This is a genomic window from Thalassobaculum sp., from assembly GCF_040219615.1.
GTDB lineage: Bacteria > Pseudomonadota > Alphaproteobacteria > Thalassobaculales > Thalassobaculaceae > Thalassobaculum_A.
On record NZ_JAVJSE010000040.1, the window covers coordinates 148647 to 169052 of the forward strand.

Genomic DNA, 20406 nt, shown 5'->3' on the forward strand with positions numbered 1-20406 from the left:
AGGAACCATGGCCCGCCCGCCCAAGCGGCCGCGTATCGCCTCGGTCGACGACTGGCAGACCGGCAGTGCGACCGAGCCCGGCTTCGTGACCGCCCTGGCGCGCGGCCTGGACATCCTGCGCGCCTTCGGACCCCAGGACGAACTGCTCGGCAACGGCGACCTCGCCGACCGCACCGGCATTCCGCGCTCGACCGTCTCCCGGCTGACCCAGACCCTGACCTCGCTCGGCTACCTGCGCCATGTCGGGCGCTACGAGAAGTACCAGCTCGGGGCCGGCATCCTGGCGCTCGGCTACCACCGTCTGGCGGCCTCCGGGGTCCGCGAGGCCGCCCGGCCGCACATGCAGGCGCTGGCCAACGCCGCCGACTGCGCGATCGCCATGGGTGCCGCAGACCGGCTCACCATGATCTACATCGAGGTCTGCCACGGCGCCGGGCCGATGATCCTGCGCCTGGGCGTCGGCTCGCGGGTCCCGATCGCGCTCACCGCCATGGGCCGGGCCTATGTGGCGGCCCTGCCGGAGCGTGAGCGCGACCTGGTGATGCGCCGGCTGCGCGATGCCGACCCGGAGGGCTGGGCCGAGACCCGGCGGGCGCTGGACGAGGCGCAGCGGCAGTGCCGGACCGAGGGCTTCTGCGTCGCGATCGGCGCCTGGCACAACGGCATCTCTTCGGCCGGCGTGGCGCTCCCCATGGACGGCGGCTCGCAGATCCTGGCGTTCAACTGCGGCGGCGCCAGCCACCGGCTGACGCGCCCGCTGCTGGAGCGCAGGCACGGCCCCGCGCTGCTCGACATGGCGGAACGCATCCGGCGCGACCTGTTCACCGCGCCGACGGCGGCGATCCCGCCGGGAGCATCGCACTATGCCGTCTGACGGGCCCATGTTTCCACAATACGGAATATAATTTCATTTTGTTTGACACGGTTTGCGGGCCGGTCAAACTGTCACCCGTGCTCCGCGACCACAGACCGCGGGGCCGATCCGAAACGACGGCGATCAACGACCGTCCGAGGATCAGGGAGGAAAACGATGGTCTGCTGGAACGGGCGTGTCCGACCCGGAGCGGGTGCTCGACACCCGCAGGAGCCGCAATGACAGCGGCGGCAGCTCCCCTGCTCGAGGTCGAGAATGTCCGCGTCACGTTCGGCGGGATCGTCGCCCTCGACGGCGTGTCCTTCTCTGTCCAGCGCGGCTCGATCGCCGGCCTGATCGGGCCGAACGGCGCCGGCAAGACGACGATGTTCAACTGCATCAGCCGGATCTACCAGGTCGACTCCGGCGACATCCGGGTCGACGGCCGTCCGATGCTGGACACCCCGATCCACGGCATCAGCCAGGCCGGGCTGGGCCGGACGTTCCAGAACCTGGCGCTGTTCGGCAAGCTGTCGGTGCTCGACAACGTGATGATCGGCGCCCACCCCCGCACCACCGGCAACTTCGTCAGCGACGCCCTGCGGCTGCTCGGCGTGCGGCCCCGCGAGACCGCGATCCGCGACGAGGCGATGGCGCTGCTCGAGGAGCTGCGGCTCGACGGTGTCGCCAACGACATCGTCTCGTCGCTTCCCTTCGGCACCCAGAAGCGGGTCGAGCTGGCGCGGGCCCTGGCCTCGAGGCCGACCCTGCTGATGCTCGACGAACCGGCCGGCGGCCTGAACCACGACGAGGTCGAGGAGTTCAAGGACGTGGTCCGGCGGATCCGCGACCACCGCCAGATCTCGGTGCTGCTGGTCGAGCACCACATGAACCTGGTGATGAGCGTCTCCGACCAGGTCGTGGTGCTGAACTTCGGCCGCAAGATCGCCGAGGGCACGCCGTCCGAGGTCCAGCAGAACCCCGAGGTGATCGAGGCCTATCTCGGCTCCGGGTCGGAGGTGCACTGAGATGGCGGCGCTTCTCGAAGTCAGCGACCTCTCGGCCTTCTACGGCCCGACCAAGGTCCTCCACGGCATCAGCTTCTCGCTCGACGAGGGGGGCATCACCACCATCCTCGGGGCCAACGGGGCCGGCAAGACCACCACCCTGCGGGCGGTCTGCGGCATGGTGCGGGCGACCGGGCGGATCACGCTCGACGGCGAGGCGATCACCGGGCTCGCCACCGAGTCGGTGGCGCGCCGCGGGGTCGCGCACGTGCCCGAGGGCCGCGGAACCTTCACCCGGCTGAGCACCGAGGAGAACCTCATGCTCGGCACCATGGGCCGCCGCGACCGAAACGGCATCGAGGCCGACATGGAGCGCATGTTCGGCTACTTCCCGGTGCTGCGCGAACGCCGCACCCAGCAGGCCGGCACGCTGAGCGGCGGCGAGCAGCAGATGCTGGCGATCGCCCGCGCCCTGATGCTCCGGCCCCGGCTCATGCTGCTGGACGAGCCGTCGTTCGGCTTGGCGCCGCTGATCGTCCGCGAGATGTTTCGGATCCTGCGCCGGATCAACGAGGAGGAGCGGGTCAGCATGCTGCTGGTCGAGCAGAACGCGGCCCTCGCCCTGGACCTCGCCGACACCGCCTACCTGCTGGAAACCGGCCGCGTCGCGATGACCGGGCCCGCCAAGGAGATCGTCGCCGACGAGCAGGTGCGACGATCCTACCTCGGATACTGAGGACCACCGGATGGAACTGTTCCTGAGTCAGGTGTTTTCCGGCCTCGCGACCGGGGCGATCTATGCGGCGGTCGCGCTCGCCGTGGTCATGATCTTCCTGGCCATCGACCACTTCAATTTCGCCCAGGGCGAGATGGCGATGTTCAGCACCTTCGTATGCTGGGCCATGCTGGATGCCGGGGTACCGTATTGGCTGGCCTTCGTGCTCACCATCGTGTTCGCCTTCGGTTTCGGCGTGGTGGTCGAGCGGGTGCTGTTCCGGCCGCTGCACGCCGCCCCGGTGCTGAGCCACATCATCGCATTCCTCGGACTGTTCTTCATTCTGAACAACGGCGCCGGCTGGGTCTGGGACTTCACCATCAAGCCGATGGCGAGCCCGTTCCCGGAAGGCTCGTTCGGGGGCCTGATGAGCTACCATCAGGTCGGCATGGTCGGCGTGGTGCTGCTGATGCTGGCGCTGCTGTACCTGTTCTTCCGCTTCACATCGGTCGGCCTCGCCATGCGGGCGGCGGCGCAGAACCCGGATTCCGCGCGGCTGTGCGGTATTCCGGTCGGCTGGATGATCGCGCTCGGCTGGGGCATGGCCTCGGCGATCGGCGCGGTCGGCGGCATGCTGATCGCGCCGGTGGTGTTCCTGGAGCCGAACATGATGCTCGGTATCCTGCTCTACGGCTTCGCCGCGGCGATCGTCGGCGGGATCACCAATCCGGCCGGCGCGGTCGCCGGCGGGTTCATGGTCGGCGTGCTGGAGAACCTGGTCGGCACCTACATTCCGTTCGTCGGCAGCGAGCTCAAGCTGACCGTCGCGCTGGTGCTCATCATCGGCGTGCTGATGGTGAAGCCGAGCGGGCTGTTCGGGCGTACAACCGTGACGAGGGTGTAGGGCGATGGCGGCTGAATCCGAAGCCACGGGCCGGGCCGTGGACCCGATGCGGCGGATCGCCGGCCTCACCGCCGGCGGCTGGCGCCTGGCGATCTCGGCGGTGCTGCTGCTCGCCGCGGTCGCGCTGCCCTTCGGGCTGGGCAGCTTCGAGACCTTCCAGATCACCCTGGTGCTGATCTACGCGATCGCCATCCTCGGGCTCAACATCCTGACCGGCTTCAACGGCCAGTTCTCGCTCGGGCACAGTGCGTTCTTCGCGATCGGCGCCTACACCGCGGCGATCATGATCGAGCGTTTCGGCGTCTCGTCCTACCTGACGATCCCGGTCGCCGGCCTGTTCGGCTTCGCGGCCGGCTTCCTGTTCGGGTTCCCGGCACTGCGGCTGAGCGGGCTGTACCTGGCGCTGGCCACCTTCGCGCTGTCGGTCGCGACCCCGCAGCTTCTGAAGTACAACCACTTCGAGGACTTCACCGGCGGCGTCCAGGGCATCAATCTGCTCAAGGACTCGGCCCCGTTCGACCTGCCGCTCAGTGTCGACCAGTGGTGGTACTTCGTCACCCTGGCGGTGGCGCTGTTCTGCTTCTGGATGGCCCACAACCTGATCCGGAGCCGGACCGGCCGGGCGATCATGGCGATTCGCGACAACCCGATCGCGGCCGCGACCATGGGCGTCAACACCGCCCTGTACAAGACACTGACCTTCGGGGTGAGCGCCCTGCTGACGGCGGTCGCCGGCGCGCTCAGCGCGATCGTCGTCGAGTACGTGGCCCCCGACAGCTTCACCTTCCTGCTCTCGGTCTACTTCCTGATCGGGCTGGTGGTCGGGGGCGTCGGCTGGATCCCGGGCGCGGTGATCGGCGGCGCCTTCGTGCTGTACGTGCCGAACCTGGCCGAGGGCATCTCCACCGGCCTGGCCGGGGTGCTGTTCGGCGTGATCATCCTGCTCGTCATCTACCTGATGCCGTCCGGTGCATCCGGGCTCGTCCGCCTCGCGGTCACCCATTTGCAGCGACGGTTCGACCAAGACAACAACAAGGCGTGAAGAATCGCCGATCAGCGCGTCTGGAAGGAGGAAATGCCATGAACAGAAGAACAGCACTCGCCTTGCTTACGGCCGCCAGCCTGTCACTGCCCGCGGCCGCGGTCGCAGCCGGGAAATACGACGACGGTGCCAGCGACACCGAGATCAAGATCGGCAACACCAACCCGTATAGCGGTCCGGCCTCTGCCTACGGGCAGATCGGCAAGACCATCGCCGCCTACTTCAACAAGGTGAACGAGGAAGGCGGCATCAACGGCCGCAAGATCAACTTCGTCTCGCTGGACGACGGCTACAGCCCGCCGAAGACCAAGGAGCAGTTCCGCAAGCTGGTCGAGAGCGAAAAGGTGCTCGCCATCTTCCAGTCGCTCGGCACCCCGACCAACTCGGCCGTGCACGCCTACATGAACCGCGAGAAGGTGCCGCAGCTGTTCGTGGCGACCGGCGCCACCAAGTGGGGCGATCCGGAGAACTTCCCGTGGACCATGGGCTGGCAGCCGAACTACCAGACCGAGGGCCGGATCTACGCGGCCTACATCAAGAAGAACATGCCCAACGCCAAGATCGCGATCCTCTACCAGAACGACGACTACGGTAAGGATTACGTCAAGGGCATGAAGGACGGCCTCGGCAGCATGGCCGGCAAGATGATCGTCGCCGAGGAGAGCTACGAGACCACCGAGCCGACGATCGACTCGCAGATCATCAAGCTGAAGTCCAGCGGCGCCGACGTGTTCTTCAACGTCACCACGCCGAAGTTCGCGGCCCAGGCGATCCGCAAGATCGCCGAGCTCGGCTGGAAGCCGACCCACTTCCTGAACAACGTCTCCAACTCGGTGGGCTCGGTGATGAACCCGGCCGGCGCGGACAACGGCGTCGGCATCATCTCGACCTTCTACACCAAGGACCCGACCGACCCGCAGTGGAAGGACGACGCCGCGTACAAGACGTGGAGCGCCTTCATGGACAAGTACTATCCGGACGGCGACAAGAAGTCCTCGTTCACGGTCTACGGGTATTCGGTGGCCCAGACCATGGTGCAGGCCCTCAAGCAGTGCGGCGACGACCTGACCCGCGCCAACCTCATGAAGCAGGCGGCCAGCATCAAGGACCTCGAGCTCGGCATGCTGCTGCCGGGCATCAAGGTCAACACCGGCCCGAAGGACTTCTTCCCGATCGAGCAGATGCAGCTGGCCAAGTTCAATGGCACCAGCTGGGAGCTGTTCGGGGAGATCCTGAGCGGCGAAGCCGGCAGCTGACGACAGAAGTCCACTCCTGACCTCCAGGGCCGCCGGATCCTTCCGGCGGCCCTTTTCCATGGCTTCGCGAATTGCGCGGCAAGCCGCGGAGTGAAGCCGGCCGTCGCATCGACGACCGTCGCCGGACCGGGCACCCCTGCCCGGCCTGCAACGGGAGACACCGATGTCCGACGCCACCACCCGCACCGATACCGCCGGGGCGCCGCGCCGCGGCGCACTTGCCGGCAAGACCGCCATCGTCACCGGAGCGAGTTCCGGAATCGGCCGGGCATCGGCCCGGCTGTTCGCCCGGGAAGGCGCCAAGGTCGTGGTCGCCGCCCGCCGCCTGCCGGAACTGGAGACCCTGGTCGCCGGGATCGAGGCCGAGGGCGGGACCGCCGTCGCGGTCGCCGGCGACGTCCGCGACGAGGCCTTCGCCGAGGCGCTCGTGCGCATCGCCGTCGAGCGGTTCGGCGGCCTCGACGTGGCGTTCAACAACGCCGGTACGCTCGGCCCGATGGGACCGACACCGACGGTCTCGCGCGCCGACTGGACGAACGCCCTGGACGTCAACCTCACCGGCGCCTTCCTCGGCGCCAAGCACCAGGTTCCGGCGATGCTGGAACGCGGCGGCGGGTCGCTGATCTTCACCTCGTCCTTCGTCGGCCACACCGCCGGGATGCCGGGGGTGGCGGCCTACGCGGCGGCCAAGGCCGGGATGATCGGGTTGACCAAGGCGCTCGCCGTCGAGTTCGGGCCCCGCGGCGTCCGGGTGAACGCCGTCCTGCCCGGCGGCACCGACACCCCGATGGCCCGCGAGATGATCGACACCGAAGAGGGCTGGGCATTCGTGGAGGGGCTGCACGCCCTCAAGCGGACCTCGACCCCGGACGAGATCGCCGGGTCGGTGCTGTTCCTGGCCTCCGCCGCCTCGGGCTTCACCACCGGCAGCGCCCTGCTGGCCGACGGCGGCGTGTCGGTCAACAGGACCTGACGCAACCGGCGGCGGGTCGGGTTGCGCTTGCCCGGCCCGGCCGCCGGCGCCACGCTCCCTCCGGGCGTTCCCGTAGCGGAGGATATGCGATGCCGATCGAGAGACTGATGGTGGCGGGCCAGATGGTGCCGGTCAGCCACTACTGCCACGTGGTGAAGGCCGGCGACTGGATCTGGCTGTCCGGCATGGTCGGCATGCGCGCCGACGGCAGCATCCCGGAGGACACGGTCGGGCAGTTCGAGATCGCGCTGGAGTCCATCGACACCTGCCTGCGCGCCGCCGGCGGCCGGCCGGACCAGATCGTCAAGGTCCAGGTGTTCATGACCGACATCGCCGAGCGGGCCCGCATCAACCCGGTCCGCCAGCGCTATTTCGGCGAGCACCGGCCGGCATCGACCCTGGTCGAGGTCTCGGCCCTGGTCGATCCCCGCATGACGGTGGAGATCGAGGCGGTCGCGTATATCGGCGCGTGAACCGCTCGACGAGGCCGGCCGCGTAGGGCGAGGCGTCCTCGACCCGGCTGCGATCCATGGAATCGGCCGGCCGGGCGCAACGGGCCGCGGCCGGGCGGATCGCCGTTGCCGAGCGGAAGGGTCATCCACCCGCAATCGATGGCACCTTCCACTTTATCAATTACTACATATGGATAGACTCTGGGCTCAGTGTTTTTTGCTTGAAATGTTCTTTATTTGTTCTCATTCTGACTCCCTGCCGCATCGCGCCGACTTCGATGCATTTCCCGACGCGGCCGGTCCATAGCCAGAACTAGAACAGATCATGAATATGAAGCGCCTCAGCTCATCGCCCCCCACCGGCCGTCAGGACCCGCCCCGACGCCCGTCGCCGGCCGCGCGCCGCGGGCCGGTGGCGGTTCCGCTCGGCGAGCCCCGGCTGGACGCCGCCCTGCCCGAGGGCGGGCTGGAACTCGGCGTGGTGCACGAGATCGTCCCCGCCGGCCCCGGCGACATGGCCGCGACCCTCGGCTTCGGGCTCGGCCTGCTGGCCCGCATCGCGGCCGCCCGGCCGGGACCGGTGCTGTGGGCCACGACCCGCGATCCCGGCCGGCACGGCACCGCCTATCCGCCCGGCCTGGCCGCCGCCGGTTTCGACCCGGGCCGGCTGATCCACCTGGCCGTCGGCACCGCGCAGGACGTGCTGTGGGCGCTGGAGGAGGGCCTGGCGACCCCCGGATTCGCCGCCGTCCTCGGCATCCTGGCGCGCGACGGCAGGCGCTACGACTTCACCGCCAGCCGCCGGCTGTCGCTGCGCGCCGCCGCCGGCGGGGGCACCGCGATCGTGCTGCGCGCCGTCGGCGGCGCCACGGATGCCGCCGGCACCACCGCCGCCGCCACCCGATGGGCGGTGGCCGCCCGGCCGAGCGTGCCGGTCCGCCACCCCGGCCATGCGATGCCGGGGCTCGGCCCGCCGCGCTGGCATGTCGAACTGCTGCGCTGCAAGAGGGGCCGGCCGCACGACTGGCTGGTCGAGTGGGATCATGAGACGCTTCGTTTCCATCTGGCTGCCCCGCTGGCCGATCGAGCGCCGGTTCCGCAAACCGCCGTCCGCCCCCAGGCCGCCACGGGATGGCGCGCCGCCTGACGGTTCCCCGTCCCATGCCTACCCGCCCGAACCCCTCCAGGCCCTGGCCGAGCCGTCGCGGCACGGCCTGCGGGTGACCGCCGTCGCAGCGGCGGCCGAGCGCGCCGGGGTGACGCCCGGCATGGCGCTGGCCGATGCCCGCGCGCTGTGCCCGGCGCTGGCGGTCGCGCCCGCCGACCCCGACGGCGATGCCGCCGCCCTCGGCCGCCTGGCGCTCTGGTGCGGCCGCTACAGCCCCTGGACAGCGGTCGATACCCCGACCGCCGACGCTCCCGACGGCATCGTCCTCGACATCACCGGCTGCGCCCATCTGTTCGGCGGCGAGGCCGCCATGCTCGGCGATATCGCCGGCCGGCTCGCCGACTTCGGCCTGACCGCGCGGCTGGCCGCCGCCCCGACCCCGGGGGCGGCCTGGGCGGTCGCGCGCCACGGCGTCGGGACCCGCGCCATCGTTCCCGACGACGCGCTCGCCGAGACCCTGGCGCCGCTGCCGCTGGCCGCCCTCCGGCTCGGCACGAGCGTCGTGGAGGCGATGTCGCGGGTCGGGCTCAAGCGGGTCGGCGACCTGCTGGGCAAGCCGGCGGCGCCGCTGGCCGCCCGCTTCGGGCCCCGGCTCGTCACCCGGCTCGACCAGGCGCTCGGCCGCCAGGCAGAGACCGTGCACGGCCTGGCCCCGCCGCCCCGCCACGAGGCCCGCCGGGTGTTCGCCGAGCCGATCGTGCTGCGCGCCGACGTCGAGCGCACGGTCGCCGAACTGGCCGACGGCCTCGCCGCCCGGCTCGCCGACGCCGGCGTCGGCGCCCGCCGCCTGGACCTGCGGCTGTACCGGGTCGACGGCCGGGTCCGGGAGACGACGGTGCGGACCAGCGCGCTGTGCCGCGAGGCCGCGCACATGGTCAGGCTGTTCCGCGAGCGGCTGGATGCGGAGGTCGAGGAACTCGACGCCGGCTTCGGCTTCGACCTGGCGGTGCTCGGGGCGCTGGCGGTGGAGCCGGCGATCGCCTGCCAGGACGGGCTCGGCATCGCCGACGCCGACCGGGCCGGCGGTCACCCGGACGAGGTCGCCCGCCTGCTCGACCGCTTCGGCAACCGCTTCGGCTTCGACCGGGTGGTGCGCTACGTCCCTCGGGAAAGTACGGTTCCCGAGCGCGCGGTGCGGGCGGTGCCGGTGCTGGATGCGGCCCGCCCGCAGGACTGGCCGGCGCATCTGCGGGCCCTGCAGGGCGGCCGCCAGATCGGCCGGCCGCTGCTGCTGGTCCTGCCGCCGGACCCGGTCACCACGCTCGCCGAGGTGCCGGACGGGCCGCCGATGCTGTTCGAATGGCGCCGCCGTACCCACCGGGTCGCCCGGGCCGACGGGCCTGAGCGGCTGGCCCCGGAATGGTGGCGGCCCTGGGCCGGGACCGGCAGCCGCACCACCCGCGACTATTTCCGGGTCGAGGACACCGAGGGCCACCGCTTCTGGCTGTATCGCGAGGGCCTGTACGACCGGCCGGGCGACAGCCCGCGCTGGTTTCTGCACGGGGTGTACGGGTGAGCGCGCGGATGCATCTTTCCGCACCCGGCCGCTGCGCCCGTCGCTCCGTGGGTTCCGGATGCAACCCGCCTCCGGCGGTTCGCTCCAGAATGACGACGGGGGAAGGGGGGCGAAGTACGCCTTCCCTCCCCTTTTCTTTCGTCATTCCGGACGGCTGCGCTGTGGCGCGGGCGATCCGGACCCCACGAAGCGACGGGCGCAGCGGGACGCACGAACCGCGGTGTCCCCCATGACCGGCTTCGCCGAACTGGCCGTCGCCAGCAACTTCAGCTTCCTGCGCGGTGCCTCGCATCCGTGGGAGCTGGTGGCGACCGCCGCCGCCCTCGGCCTCGCCGCGGTCGGGATCGCCGACCGCAACACGCTCGCCGGCGTGGTGCGCGCGCACAGCGCCGCCAGGGAGCGCGGGATGCGGCTGGTGGTCGGCACCCGGCTGGTGCTGGAGGACGGCTTCGAGACCCTGTGCCTGCCGACCGACCGGGCCGCCTATGGCCGGCTCGCCCGGCTGCTGACCCGCGGCAACCGCCGGGCACCCAAGGGCCAGTGCCGGCTGGGCCTCGACGACGTGCTGGAGTTCCGGGACGGCCAGCTGTTCGTGGTCATGCCGCCCTATGACCGGGTCGACGCCGTCGCGCCCGGCCTCGCCCGCCTGGCCGCCGCCTGCCCCGATGCCGTGTACCTGGCCGCCTCGCTGCCGCGGCGCGGCGACGACCGGCCCCGGCTGGCCCGCCTGCGGGCGCTGGCCGAGGCCCACGGCACGCCGCTGGTGGCGACATCCGACGTGCTGTACCACGCCCCCGAGCGCCGGCCGCTGCAGGACGTGCTGACCTGCATCCGCGAGCACTGCAGCATCGACACGGCCGGCTTCCGGCTCGAGGCCAACGCCGAGCGTCACCTGAAGCCGGCCGACGAGATGCGCCGCCTGTTCGCCGGCTGCGAGGACGCCGTGGCGCGCAGCCTGGAGATCGCCGATCGCTGCCGGTTCTCGCTGGACGAGCTGGCCTACGAATACCCGGACGAACCGGCCGGCGACAGCGCCAGCCCGCAGGCGGAGCTGGAGCGGCTGACCTGGCTGGGTGCCGCCGAACGGCTGCCCGGCATGACCGCCGCCCTGCGCGACACCATCCGGCGCGAGCTCGAGCTGATCGCCGCCAAGAACTACGCCCCGTACTTCCTGACCGTGCACGACATCGTCCGGTTCGCGCGCTCGCTCGATCCGCCGATCCTGTGCCAGGGCCGCGGCTCGGCCGCCAACTCGGCGGTCTGCTTCTGCCTCGGCATCACCGCGGTCAACCCGACCGAGGTCGACCTGCTGTTCGAGCGCTTCATCTCCGAGGACCGCGACGAGCCGCCGGACATCGACGTCGACTTCGAGCACGAGCGCCGCGAGGAGGTGATCCAGTACATCTACGCGAAATACGGCCGGCACCGCGCCGGGCTGACCGCCACCGTGATCAGCTACCGCACCCGCAGCGCGATCCGCGAGGTCGGCAAGGCCATGGGGCTGTCGGCGGACGTGATCGCGGCACTCGCCGGCACCGTCTGGGGCTGGTCGTCCGACGGCATCGGCGCGAAGCAGATCGCCGACGCCGGGCTCGACCCCTCGGATGTCCGGCTCGGCCAGGCCCTGCGGCTGGCGCGCGAGCTGATGGGCTTCCCGCGCCACCTGTCGCAGCATGTCGGCGGCTTCGTCATCACCCGCGGCCCGCTGGAGGAACTGGTGCCGGTCGCCAACGCCGCCATGGCCGACCGCACCATGGTCGAGTGGGACAAGGACGACCTGGACGAGCTCGGCATCCTGAAGATCGACGTGCTGGCGCTCGGCATGCTGACCTGCCTGCGCAAGGGCCTCGACCTGCTGCGCGAGCACTACGGCCGCGACCTCGGCCTCGCCACCGTGCCGCGCGAGGACGCCCGCACCTACGCGATGATCCAGAAGGCCGACACCGTCGGGGTGTTCCAGATCGAGAGCCGGGCCCAGATGTCGATGCTGCCGCGGCTGCGCCCGGCGAATTTCTACGACCTGGTGATCGAGATCGCGATCGTCCGGCCCGGGCCGATCCAGGGCGACATGGTGCATCCCTATCTGCGCCGCCGGCAGGGGCTGGAGCCGGTGCAGACCCTGTCGCCGGAGCTCGACGCGGTGCTGGGCAAGACCATGGGCGTGCCGCTGTTCCAGGAGCAGGCGATGAAGATCGCCATCGTCGGCGCCGGCTTCACGCCGTCGGAATCCGACCGCCTGCGCCGGGCCATGGCGACCTTCAAGCGCAACGGCGACATCGGCCGGTTCCGGGACCGCTTCATCGACGGCATGGTCGGCAACGGCTATCCGCGCGAGTTCGCCGAGGGCTGCTTCCGGCAGATCGAGGGGTTCAGCGACTACGGCTTCCCGGAAAGCCATTCCGCCAGCTTCGCCCTGCTGGCCTATGCCTCGTCCTGGCTGAAATGCCATTACCCGGACGTCTTCACCTGCGCGATCCTGAACGCCCAGCCGATGGGCTTCTACTCCAGTTCGTCGCTGGTCCGCGACCTGCGCGAGCACGGCGGCGAGGTCCGGCCTGTCGACGTCAACCACAGCGGCTGGGACCACTCGCTGGAGCCGGCGGCGCATCGCGGCGGGACCACGCCGGCGGGCGGCGGCCGGCTGGCCCTGCGGCTCGGCCTGCGCCAGGTCGACGGCCTGGGCGAGGCCGCCGGCCGGCGGCTGGCGGCGGTGCGCGGGCGCGGCTTCGACAGCGTGCGCGACGTGTATTTCCGGACCGGCCTGCCGGTGCGGGCGCTGACCCGGCTGGCCGACGCCGACGCCTTCCGGTCGATCGGGCTCGACCGTCGCGCCGCACTCTGGGCGGTGCAGGGGCTGGGAGGAAGCGAAGGCGGGCGCGGCGCCGTCGAGGACCTGCCGCTGTTCGCCTCGCCCGACGACGGGCCGGTGGCGGTGCTGCAGGACGAGGCCGAGATCGCGCTGCCGGCGATGCCGCTCGGCGAGCATGTGGTCGAGGACTACCGGGCGCTCAGCCTGTCACTGAAGGCCCACCCGGTGTCGTTCCTGCGCAGCCGCCTGACCGCCCGCCGGGTGGTGCGCGCCGCCGCCCTGGCGGAGCATCCGGCGGGCCGCCCGGTGCGGGTCGCCGGCCTGGTGCTGGTGCGCCAGCGCCCCGGCACCGCCAGCGGCGTGATCTTCATGACCCTGGAGGACGAGACCGGCATCGCCAACGCCATCGTCTGGCCGACGGTGTTCGAGCAGTGGCGCCGGACCGTGCTGTCCGGCCGGCTGGTGGTCGCCGAGGGCATGCTGCAGAGGGAGCAGGAGGTGATCCACGTGGTGGTCCGGCGCTTCGAGGACCTGAGCGCCGAGCTGTTCGACGTGCTGGCCGACCCGGAGGCCCCGGCGGCGCCCCGGCCGACCGGCCGGTCCACCGACAACCCGCGCCGCCATCCGCGCGACGTGCGCGTGCTGCCGAAGGGCCGGAACTTCCAGTGAACGGGAGGGCAACGGACCACGGCATCGCAAGCGAAGCGCGATCCGGCTCGGCCACGCCGAGGGCGTGCCCGTCCGGAATGACGTCAGGAAGAGGGTGAACGGGGAACCGCTCGCCCCCCTCTTCGTCATTCCGGGCGAGCGAAGCGCGCCCCGGAACCCGACCCCGCCCCGTTCAGGCCGCCTTGACGTCCGACAGGAAGCCGTCGACCAACTGGTTCAGCGTGCCGGTGTTCTCCGACAGCTTGCCGGCCGCCGCCGCGACCTCGCCCGAGGCCGAGCCGGTGCTGCTGGCGGCCCGGGTCATCGCCTCGATGCCGCCGGTCACCTCCTCGGTGCCCTGCGCCGCCTGATGGGCGCTGCGCCCGATCTCCTGGGTCGCCGAGTTCTGCTCCTCGACCGCCGACGCCACCGACGCCGAGATCTCGGTCATCTCGTGGATCAGGCCGACGATCGACTCGATGGCCTGGACGGTCGAGCTGGTCTGCGACTGCACCGCCTGGATCTGGCTGGCGATCTCCTCGGTCGCCCTGGCGGTCTGGGTCGCCAGGGACTTCACCTCGGAGGCCACCACCGCGAAGCCCTTGCCGGCGTCACCGGCACGCGCGGCCTCGATGGTGGCGTTCAGCGCCAGCAGGTTGGTCTGCTCGGCGATGTCGGTGATCAGCTTAACGACCTCGCCGATCCGCTCGGTCTGCTGCGACAGTTCGCGGACCTGCTGCCGGCTGCCCTCGGCCGCGTCCGAGGCGCTGCGGGCCATGCCGGACTGCCGCTGCACCTGCTGGCTGATCTCGCTGATCGAATGGCCGAGCTCCTCGGCCGCCGCCGCCACCGTCTGGACGTTGCCGGACATCTGCTTGGCGGTCGCCGCCATCGACACCGCCTGGGAATTGGTGGCGCCGGCCGCGTCGGTCAGGGTCGCGGAGGTGCTGTTCATGTCGCTCGCGGCAGTCGCCAGGACCTCGAGCAGGTTGCGGACCTTGGCGTCGAAGCCGGCGGTCAGGCGCTCGAGCCGTTCGGCCCGCGCGGTGCGCTCCTTCTGTTCCTCGGCGGCCTGCCGGCTCAGTTCGACGTTGCGGATCATGTTGTCCTTGAAGACCTGGACGGTCCGCGCCATCCGGCCGATCTCGTCGCCGCGGTCGCCGCCGGTGATCTCGGCGTCGGTGTCGCCCTCGGACAGCCGGCTCATGGACTCCGTCAGCGCCAGCGTCGGGCGGGCGATGGCGCGGCCCAGCAGGATCGCGACGCCGACCGACAGCACGGCACCGATGCCGGCGCTCGCCAGCACCGCGATCAGCGTGACGTTGAGCGACGACTTGACCGCCTCCGCGACCGCGGCGTCCTGCCGCACGACCTTGTCGAGCAGCGCCTGGGTCGCCTTGACCAGCTCGCCCTGCCGCAGCTCGGTGTCGTTCAGGAACATCACCGCCATGAACGCGTCGGCGGGAATCGTGTCGAGGGTCTGCTCGGCGGCCTGGCGGTAGGCCGCGAAGAGCTCGGTCACCTTGGCCACCTCGGCCTGTTCTGACCCCGCTTCGCCGGCTGCAAGCGTCGCCAGCCGGGCCTGTACCTGATCCAGGGTCCCGCGCGCCGACTCGATGACCTTGGCGATCAGCTCGTCCTGGACCTGGCTCTGCTTCCAGCTCGTGGCCTTCAGTGTCTCGAGATGCGCCGTGGACAAGCCGAGCACAACGTCCTGCAGGTCGACCCGAAGCGCGGAGATGTGGGCCTGCTTGCCGGTTTCCTCCCGCACTTCCAGATAGGCCCCGGTAAAGACCGCCGCGATCACGACGATCATCACGGTCGCCAGCACCGGCGACACCAGGGACTTGATCAGAATGGACGCGTTGCTTATCGACTTCACGGCTGTGACCTCCCGGTATTCGGACGAAGAAGGGGCGGACACCGCGCCCGCCCCCTTCGCTTCCTTCACTTCACGTAGGCGCCGACACCGACCACCACGTCGCCTTCGCGGATCACATAGGAGCGCTTCGGCTCGACCTTCTTGCTCGCCGGGTTCTGCCAGACGTAGTCGACCCAGCCATTGTCCTTGATCTGGGTCATCTCCTTGACGAACTGCTTGCCCGACGGGTCGCGGACCTCCATCAGGTTCTTGCCGATCAGCCCGGCGTTGGCGCCATGCGCCACGGTGACGCCGGCATTGTCGACCACGAACACGTAGAGATCGCGATCCTTGTATGCGGCGTCGCCGTTGAACGCCGCGAACGCCTTGTCCTTGCCTTCGGCCTTGAGCAGGGCGGCGGCCTTCTCGGCCATCGCCTTCGCCTCGTCGACGCTGCCCTGCTCGGCCGCGGCGACCGGCGCCACGGCAAGGACCAGAGCGAGAAACAGACCGGCAGTGCCGGCGAGCAGCTTGGAGAACATGGTTCCTCCCATCCTGGGTTTGGGCGACTGCTGGAGTCGCGGATCGATCGGATTCCGCTGCGCTCAAGGGAGCGTGCTTGGAGTGGTCAATACTGCAGCAGATATTAACAGTTGGTTTAAGCGAAACCGGTTCAATATCACCGTCATTATTTCATTTTATTTCATTCGTATTTTATCGAATATTGATGAACGCAGCATTAACCAAAATGATCAATCTCACATTGCTGCATTTTTGAGATTTTCTCTCTTTTTGATTGTGATTCCGAGACGGGACGGAACGACCCCTACAGGCGGAGCAACCCTTCGCAGGTGTCGACGAAACTTCACTCCCGGCGGCCAATTTGATCTATCAATGCCGCCATGATCGGACGTCGCAGCATCGTGGTCGCGCTGACGGTCGCGGTGGGCGTCATGGCCCTGTCGGCGGCGGTCTGGCAGATCACCGTGGACGCCGGCCGGGCCCGCCTTTCGCGGGCGCTTGCCGACAAGCTGACGGTGACGGGTCGCGCCGTGCTCAGCGAGGTCGAGCGGTTCCGATACCTGCCCGGCGTGCTGGCGCTGGATCCGCGGGTGACCGCCTTGATCGACCGGGACGGCAGCCCGGACCGGATCGAAGTCGCCAACCGCTTCCTGACCCGGCTGCGCGACCATGCCGGCGCCGACGAACTGTACGTGCTGGACGCCGACGGAACCACGTTGGCCGCCAGCAACTGGGCCGAGGAGACCAGCTTCGTCGGCCGCAACTACCGCTTCCGGTCGTATTTCAAGGACGCGCTCGCCAAGGGCGAGGGCCGCTTCTACGCGGTCGGCGTGACCACCGGGAAGCCCGGCTACTTCCTGGCGTCCCGGATCGCGACCGGGTCCGGCGCGCTGGGGGTCGCGGTGGTGAAGGTCGACATGGCGCCGCTGGAGCTGGCTTGGTCGCGGGCCGGGGAACGGGCCGGCGTGGCAGATCCGGCCGGGGTGATCTTCCTGACCGGCCACCTGCCCTGGAAATACCGTCTGCTCGACCCGCTGCCGGACCAGGCCCTCGCGAACATCCTCGAGGCCCGGCAGTATGACGGCGTCCGGCTGGTCGCCACCCCGCCGCTGACCGCCGGAACGCCCTATGGCGACGAGGCCGAGGCCGTGTCCGACGCCGGCGGGGACTACCTGCTGCGCCGCCGCCGGATCGCCCCGGAGGGCTGGCAGCTGTTCGCGACCGCCTCGCTCGCCCCGGTACTCAGCCAGGCCCGCCTGGCCGCCCTGCTGTCGACGGCCGGGGCGCTGCTGGCGGCCGCGGTGGTGCTGTATCTCCGCCAGCGCCGGCAGATCGTGCGCATGACCCTGGACGCCCATGCGGCGCTGGAGCGCCGGGTCGCCGAACGGACCCGCGAACTGGCCCGCGAGGTCGAGGAACGCCGGCGCGCCGAAGCCGAGCTGCGCGACGCCCAGGAGGACCTGATCCAGGCCGCCAAGCTGGCGGCGCTCGGCCGCATGTCGACCGCCATCGTGCACGAGGTCAGCCAGCCGCTCGCGGCGATGGAGACGACGCTGGCCTCGACCGCCCTGCTGGCCGACCGCGGCACCCCGGACGACGTCAAGCGGACCGTCGGCGCGGCCCGCGACCTGGTGCGCCGGATGCAGCGCACGGTGCGGCACCTCAAGAGCTTCGCCCGCCGCGACCGCGGCGGCGCCGGCCCGGTCGACCCGGCCCGGGCGGTCGAGGCGGCGGTCGAGCTAGCGCAGCACCGGGCCCGCGACCAGGGACTGGAGATCGCGGTCGATGCCGCCGCCGTGCCGGCGGTGCTCGGGCATGCGGTCCGGCTGGAGCAGGTGGTCCTGAATCTGCTGGTCAACGCCCTCGACGCGGTGCAGGCCGCCGCCGAGCCGTCGGTCCGGGTTTCGCTCGCCACGGCCGACGGCACCGTCAGCATTGCCGTCCTGGACAACGGCAGCGGGGTCGACGAGGCCCTGCGCGACCGCATCACCGAGCCGTTCTTCACCACCAAGGAGACCGGCGAGGGCCTGGGCCTCGGCCTGGCGATCTCGCGGGCGATCGTCGAGGACCTGGGCGGCAGCCTCGACTTCGCCGGCAATCCGGGCGGCGGCAGCGTGTTCACGGTGCGCCTGCCTGCGGTCGGCCGGATCGCCGCCGCCGAGACCGCAGCCGAGGCCGCCGAATGACCGGGCGCGGCGCCGTGCTGGTGGTCGACGACGAGGCCGCGGTCCGCAACTCGGCCGCCGAGTGGCTGGCGCTGTCCGGCTTCGCGGTCGCGACCGCCGACGGCGCCGGCACGGCCGAGGCCGAGCTCGCCGGCCGGCCGTTCGACGTGGTGGTCACCGACCTGCGGATGCCCGGTGGCGACGGCATGGCGGTGCTCGACACGGTCGCCCGTCTAGAGCCCGAGCTGCCGGTGGTGCTGCTGACCGGCCATGGCGACGTGGGCGCAGCGGTCGAGGCGATGCGGCGCGGCGCCCACGACTTCCTGGAGAAGCCCTACGACGCCGACCATCTGGTGGCGGTGCTCGACCGGGCGGTGCGGCAGCGAAGGCAGGCGGCCGAGCTCGGCCGCCTGCGCGCCGGGGCCGGCGACCGCCGCGCCATCGAGGACCGGCTGGTCGGGACCTCCGCCGCGATCGCCGAGCTGCGCGAGCGCGTGCTGCAGCTCGCCGGCATCGACGTCGACGTCCTGGTGGTCGGCGAGACCGGAACCGGCAAGGAGATCGTGGCGCGGGCGCTGCACGACCTCGGGCCGCGCTCCGCCGGCAGCTTCGTCGCCATCAACTGCGCGGCGGTGCCGGAATCGGTGTTCGAGAGCGAGATCTTCGGGCATGTCCGGGGCGCCTTCACCGGGGCCGCCGCCGACCGGGTCGGCAAGCTCGCCTTCGCGAGCGGCGGGACGGTGTTCCTGGACGAGATCGAATCGATGCCGCCGGCGCTGCAGGCCAAGGTGCTGCGGGCGATCCAGGAGCGCCTGGTCGAGCCGATCGGCGGCAACCGGCAGGTCGCGCTCGACGTCCGGTTCGTCGCCGCCACCAAGGTCGACCTGCTGGCGGAGAGCCAGGCCGGTCGGTTCCGCGCCGACCTGTACTACCGGCTCGCCACGGTCGAGCTGGCGATCCCGCCGCTGCGCGCGCGCCGCGACGACATCGCCCTGCTGTACCGCAAGTTCCTGGGCGACGCCGAGCGCCGGTTCGGACTCGGCGCGCGCCCGCCGACGGCCGCCGACCTGGCCGAGATCGAGGTCCGGCCGTGGCCCGGCAACGTGCGTGAACTGAAGGCCCAGGCCGAGCGCGCGGCCCTGGCCATGCACCGGCCGCCGCGCCCGGCGGCGCCGGATGCCCGCCTCAGCCTGCCCGACGAGGTCGCCCGGTTCGAGGCCCTGCGGATCCGCGAGGCGCTGGAAGCCGCCGGCTGGTCGACCGCCGAGGCGGCCGAACGTCTCGGCCTGCCGCGCCGCACGCTGAACGAGAAGATTGCGCGCTACGGCCTGAAGCGCGCGGTTTAATGGGGCGGACTTTCGCCCGGCCGGGCGGCGGCGGGGCGGATAGCCGCCCGGCACCACCGGCGGTCACGTCGGATGTCACGACTAAGCCCTTGATAAACAATCCGCCCGGTCCTTCGGCGCGGGTTGGCAAGGCAATTGCCCCTGCGGCCCGTCGGCGGCGGAGACCTGCCGCTCGAACGAGAACCTCGGGAGGATATCAATGACGTTCCGCATGAAGGGCGCGCTGCTCGCCTGCGCCATGGCCGTCACGGTGGGGGCCGGCGCGGCGACCGCCAAGGCCGACCAGTTCATCAACATCCTGACCGGCGGCACCGCCGGCGTGTACTACCCGCTGGGCGTGGCGCTGGCGAAGATCTACGGCGACAAGATCGACGGCGCCCGCACCCAGGTGCAGTCGACCAAGGGCTCAGTCGAGAACCTGAACCTGCTGCAGGCCGGCAAGGGCGAGTTCGCGCTGACCCTCGGCGATTCCCTGAAGCTGGCCTGGGCCGGCGACGCCGATGCCGGCTTCAAGACCAAACTCGACAAGATCCGCGGCATCGCCGCCGTGTACCCGAACTACATCCAGATCGTCGCGTCCAAGGAGTCCGGCATCAAGTCGCTGGCCGACCTGAAGGGCAAGAGCCTGTCGGTCGGGGCGCCGAAGTCCGGCACCGAGCTGAACACCCGGGCGATCATGGCGGCCGCCGGCATGAGCTACAAGGACCTGGCCAAGACCGAGTACCTGCCGTTCGCGGAGTCGGTCGAGCTGATCAAGAACCGCCAGCTCGACGCCACCCTGCAGTCCGCCGGCCTCGGCGTCGCCTCGATCCGCGACCTCGCAAGCTCGGTGCCGATCCAGGTCGTGGCGGTGCCCGCGGACATGGTCGCCAAGCTGGGCGCCCCGTACATCGGCGCCACCATCCCGGCCAACACCTACAGCGGCCAGGACGCCGACGTCGCCACCGTCGCGGTGGTGAACTTCGCGGTCACCCATGAGGGCGTGTCCGAGGAGATGGTCTACCAGATGACCAAGCAGATGTTCGAGAACCTCCCGGACATGGTCGCGGCCCACAAGGCGGCGGCGGCGATCAAGCTGGAGAAGGCGCTCGAGGGCATGCCGGTGCCGCTGCACCCGGGTGCCGCCCGCTACTACAAGGAAAAGGGCCTGATGTAAGGCCCGCACGGAC

General features: G+C 70.7%; 17 protein-coding genes. 15 read left to right on the plus strand and 2 right to left on the minus strand.

Annotation, left to right across the window (positions count from 1 at the left end; genetic code table 11):
- Positions 1-7: 7 nt before the first annotated feature.
- The 11 genes from RIC31_RS22320 to RIC31_RS22370 all read left to right on the plus strand — a co-directional run bounded on the left by RIC31_RS22320 (position 8) and on the right by RIC31_RS22370 (position 13364).
- Positions 8-874 carry an IclR family transcriptional regulator gene (locus RIC31_RS22320; RefSeq protein WP_350113154.1) on the plus strand — a complete coding sequence of 289 codons (867 nt, stop codon included), beginning with the start codon at positions 8-10 and terminating at the stop codon, positions 872-874.
- 218 nt (positions 875-1092) lie between these two features.
- The gene (locus tag RIC31_RS22325) at positions 1093-1881 is read left to right on the plus strand and encodes an ABC transporter ATP-binding protein (protein ID WP_350113157.1); all 789 of its coding nucleotides are present in this window, start codon (positions 1093-1095) and stop codon (positions 1879-1881) included.
- Between the two features lies 1 nt (position 1882).
- Positions 1883-2596 carry an ABC transporter ATP-binding protein gene (locus RIC31_RS22330; RefSeq protein ID WP_350113159.1) on the plus strand — a complete coding sequence of 238 codons (714 nt, stop codon included), beginning with the start codon at positions 1883-1885 and terminating at the stop codon, positions 2594-2596.
- 10 nt (positions 2597-2606) lie between these two features.
- Positions 2607-3479, plus strand: coding sequence for a branched-chain amino acid ABC transporter permease (locus RIC31_RS22335; RefSeq protein ID WP_350113162.1), 873 nt, complete (start codon positions 2607-2609; stop codon positions 3477-3479).
- A gap of 4 nt (positions 3480-3483) precedes the next feature.
- The gene (locus RIC31_RS22340) at positions 3484-4521 is read left to right on the plus strand and encodes a branched-chain amino acid ABC transporter permease (RefSeq protein ID WP_350113165.1); all 1038 of its coding nucleotides are present in this window, start codon (positions 3484-3486) and stop codon (positions 4519-4521) included.
- A 38-nt stretch (positions 4522-4559) separates the two neighbouring features.
- The gene (locus tag RIC31_RS22345; RefSeq protein WP_350113168.1) at positions 4560-5777 is read left to right on the plus strand and encodes an ABC transporter substrate-binding protein; all 1218 of its coding nucleotides are present in this window, start codon (positions 4560-4562) and stop codon (positions 5775-5777) included.
- Positions 5778-5940: 163 nt separating this feature from the next.
- The gene (locus RIC31_RS22350; RefSeq protein ID WP_350113171.1) at positions 5941-6750 is read left to right on the plus strand and encodes an SDR family oxidoreductase; all 810 of its coding nucleotides are present in this window, start codon (positions 5941-5943) and stop codon (positions 6748-6750) included.
- An 89-nt stretch (positions 6751-6839) separates the two neighbouring features.
- Entirely contained in the window at positions 6840-7223 is a 384-nt protein-coding gene (locus RIC31_RS22355; RefSeq protein ID WP_350113174.1) for a RidA family protein, read from the plus strand.
- 391 nt (positions 7224-7614) lie between these two features.
- The gene (locus RIC31_RS22360) at positions 7615-8349 is read left to right on the plus strand and encodes an ImuA family protein (protein ID WP_350113177.1); all 735 of its coding nucleotides are present in this window, start codon (positions 7615-7617) and stop codon (positions 8347-8349) included.
- A 73-nt stretch (positions 8350-8422) separates the two neighbouring features.
- The gene (locus tag RIC31_RS22365; RefSeq protein WP_350113180.1) at positions 8423-9886 is read left to right on the plus strand and encodes a DUF6504 family protein; all 1464 of its coding nucleotides are present in this window, start codon (positions 8423-8425) and stop codon (positions 9884-9886) included.
- A gap of 229 nt (positions 9887-10115) precedes the next feature.
- Positions 10116-13364, plus strand: a complete 3249-nt coding sequence (locus tag RIC31_RS22370) for an error-prone DNA polymerase (RefSeq protein ID WP_350113183.1) — start codon at positions 10116-10118, stop codon at positions 13362-13364.
- A 172-nt stretch (positions 13365-13536) separates the two neighbouring features.
- Here RIC31_RS22370 and RIC31_RS22375 read toward each other — a convergent pair whose 3' ends face one another.
- Together RIC31_RS22375 and RIC31_RS22380 are read right to left on the minus strand one after the other, a co-directional pair.
- Positions 13537-15225 carry a methyl-accepting chemotaxis protein gene (locus RIC31_RS22375; RefSeq protein ID WP_350113186.1) on the minus strand — a complete coding sequence of 563 codons (1689 nt, stop codon included), beginning with the start codon at positions 15223-15225 and terminating at the stop codon, positions 13537-13539.
- Between the two features lie 65 nt (positions 15226-15290).
- Positions 15291-15746, minus strand: coding sequence for a cache domain-containing protein (locus RIC31_RS22380; RefSeq protein WP_350113189.1), 456 nt, complete (start codon positions 15744-15746; stop codon positions 15291-15293).
- Between RIC31_RS22380 and RIC31_RS22385 the strand changes: the two genes are divergently transcribed.
- From RIC31_RS22385 to RIC31_RS22400, 4 genes are all read left to right on the plus strand, one after another.
- The gene (locus RIC31_RS22385; RefSeq protein ID WP_350113192.1) at positions 15745-16110 is read left to right on the plus strand and encodes a hypothetical protein; all 366 of its coding nucleotides are present in this window, start codon (positions 15745-15747) and stop codon (positions 16108-16110) included. The genes RIC31_RS22380 and RIC31_RS22385 overlap by 2 nt on opposite strands.
- The gene (locus RIC31_RS22390) at positions 16107-17912 is read left to right on the plus strand and encodes a sensor histidine kinase (RefSeq protein ID WP_350113195.1); all 1806 of its coding nucleotides are present in this window, start codon (positions 16107-16109) and stop codon (positions 17910-17912) included. The genes RIC31_RS22385 and RIC31_RS22390 overlap by 4 nt, the downstream gene beginning before the upstream one ends.
- Positions 17909-19237 carry a sigma-54-dependent transcriptional regulator gene (locus tag RIC31_RS22395; protein WP_350113198.1) on the plus strand — a complete coding sequence of 443 codons (1329 nt, stop codon included), beginning with the start codon at positions 17909-17911 and terminating at the stop codon, positions 19235-19237. The genes RIC31_RS22390 and RIC31_RS22395 overlap by 4 nt, the downstream gene beginning before the upstream one ends.
- A 199-nt stretch (positions 19238-19436) precedes the next feature.
- The gene (locus RIC31_RS22400; RefSeq protein ID WP_350113201.1) at positions 19437-20393 is read left to right on the plus strand and encodes a TAXI family TRAP transporter solute-binding subunit; all 957 of its coding nucleotides are present in this window, start codon (positions 19437-19439) and stop codon (positions 20391-20393) included.
- Positions 20394-20406 lie beyond the last annotated feature (13 nt).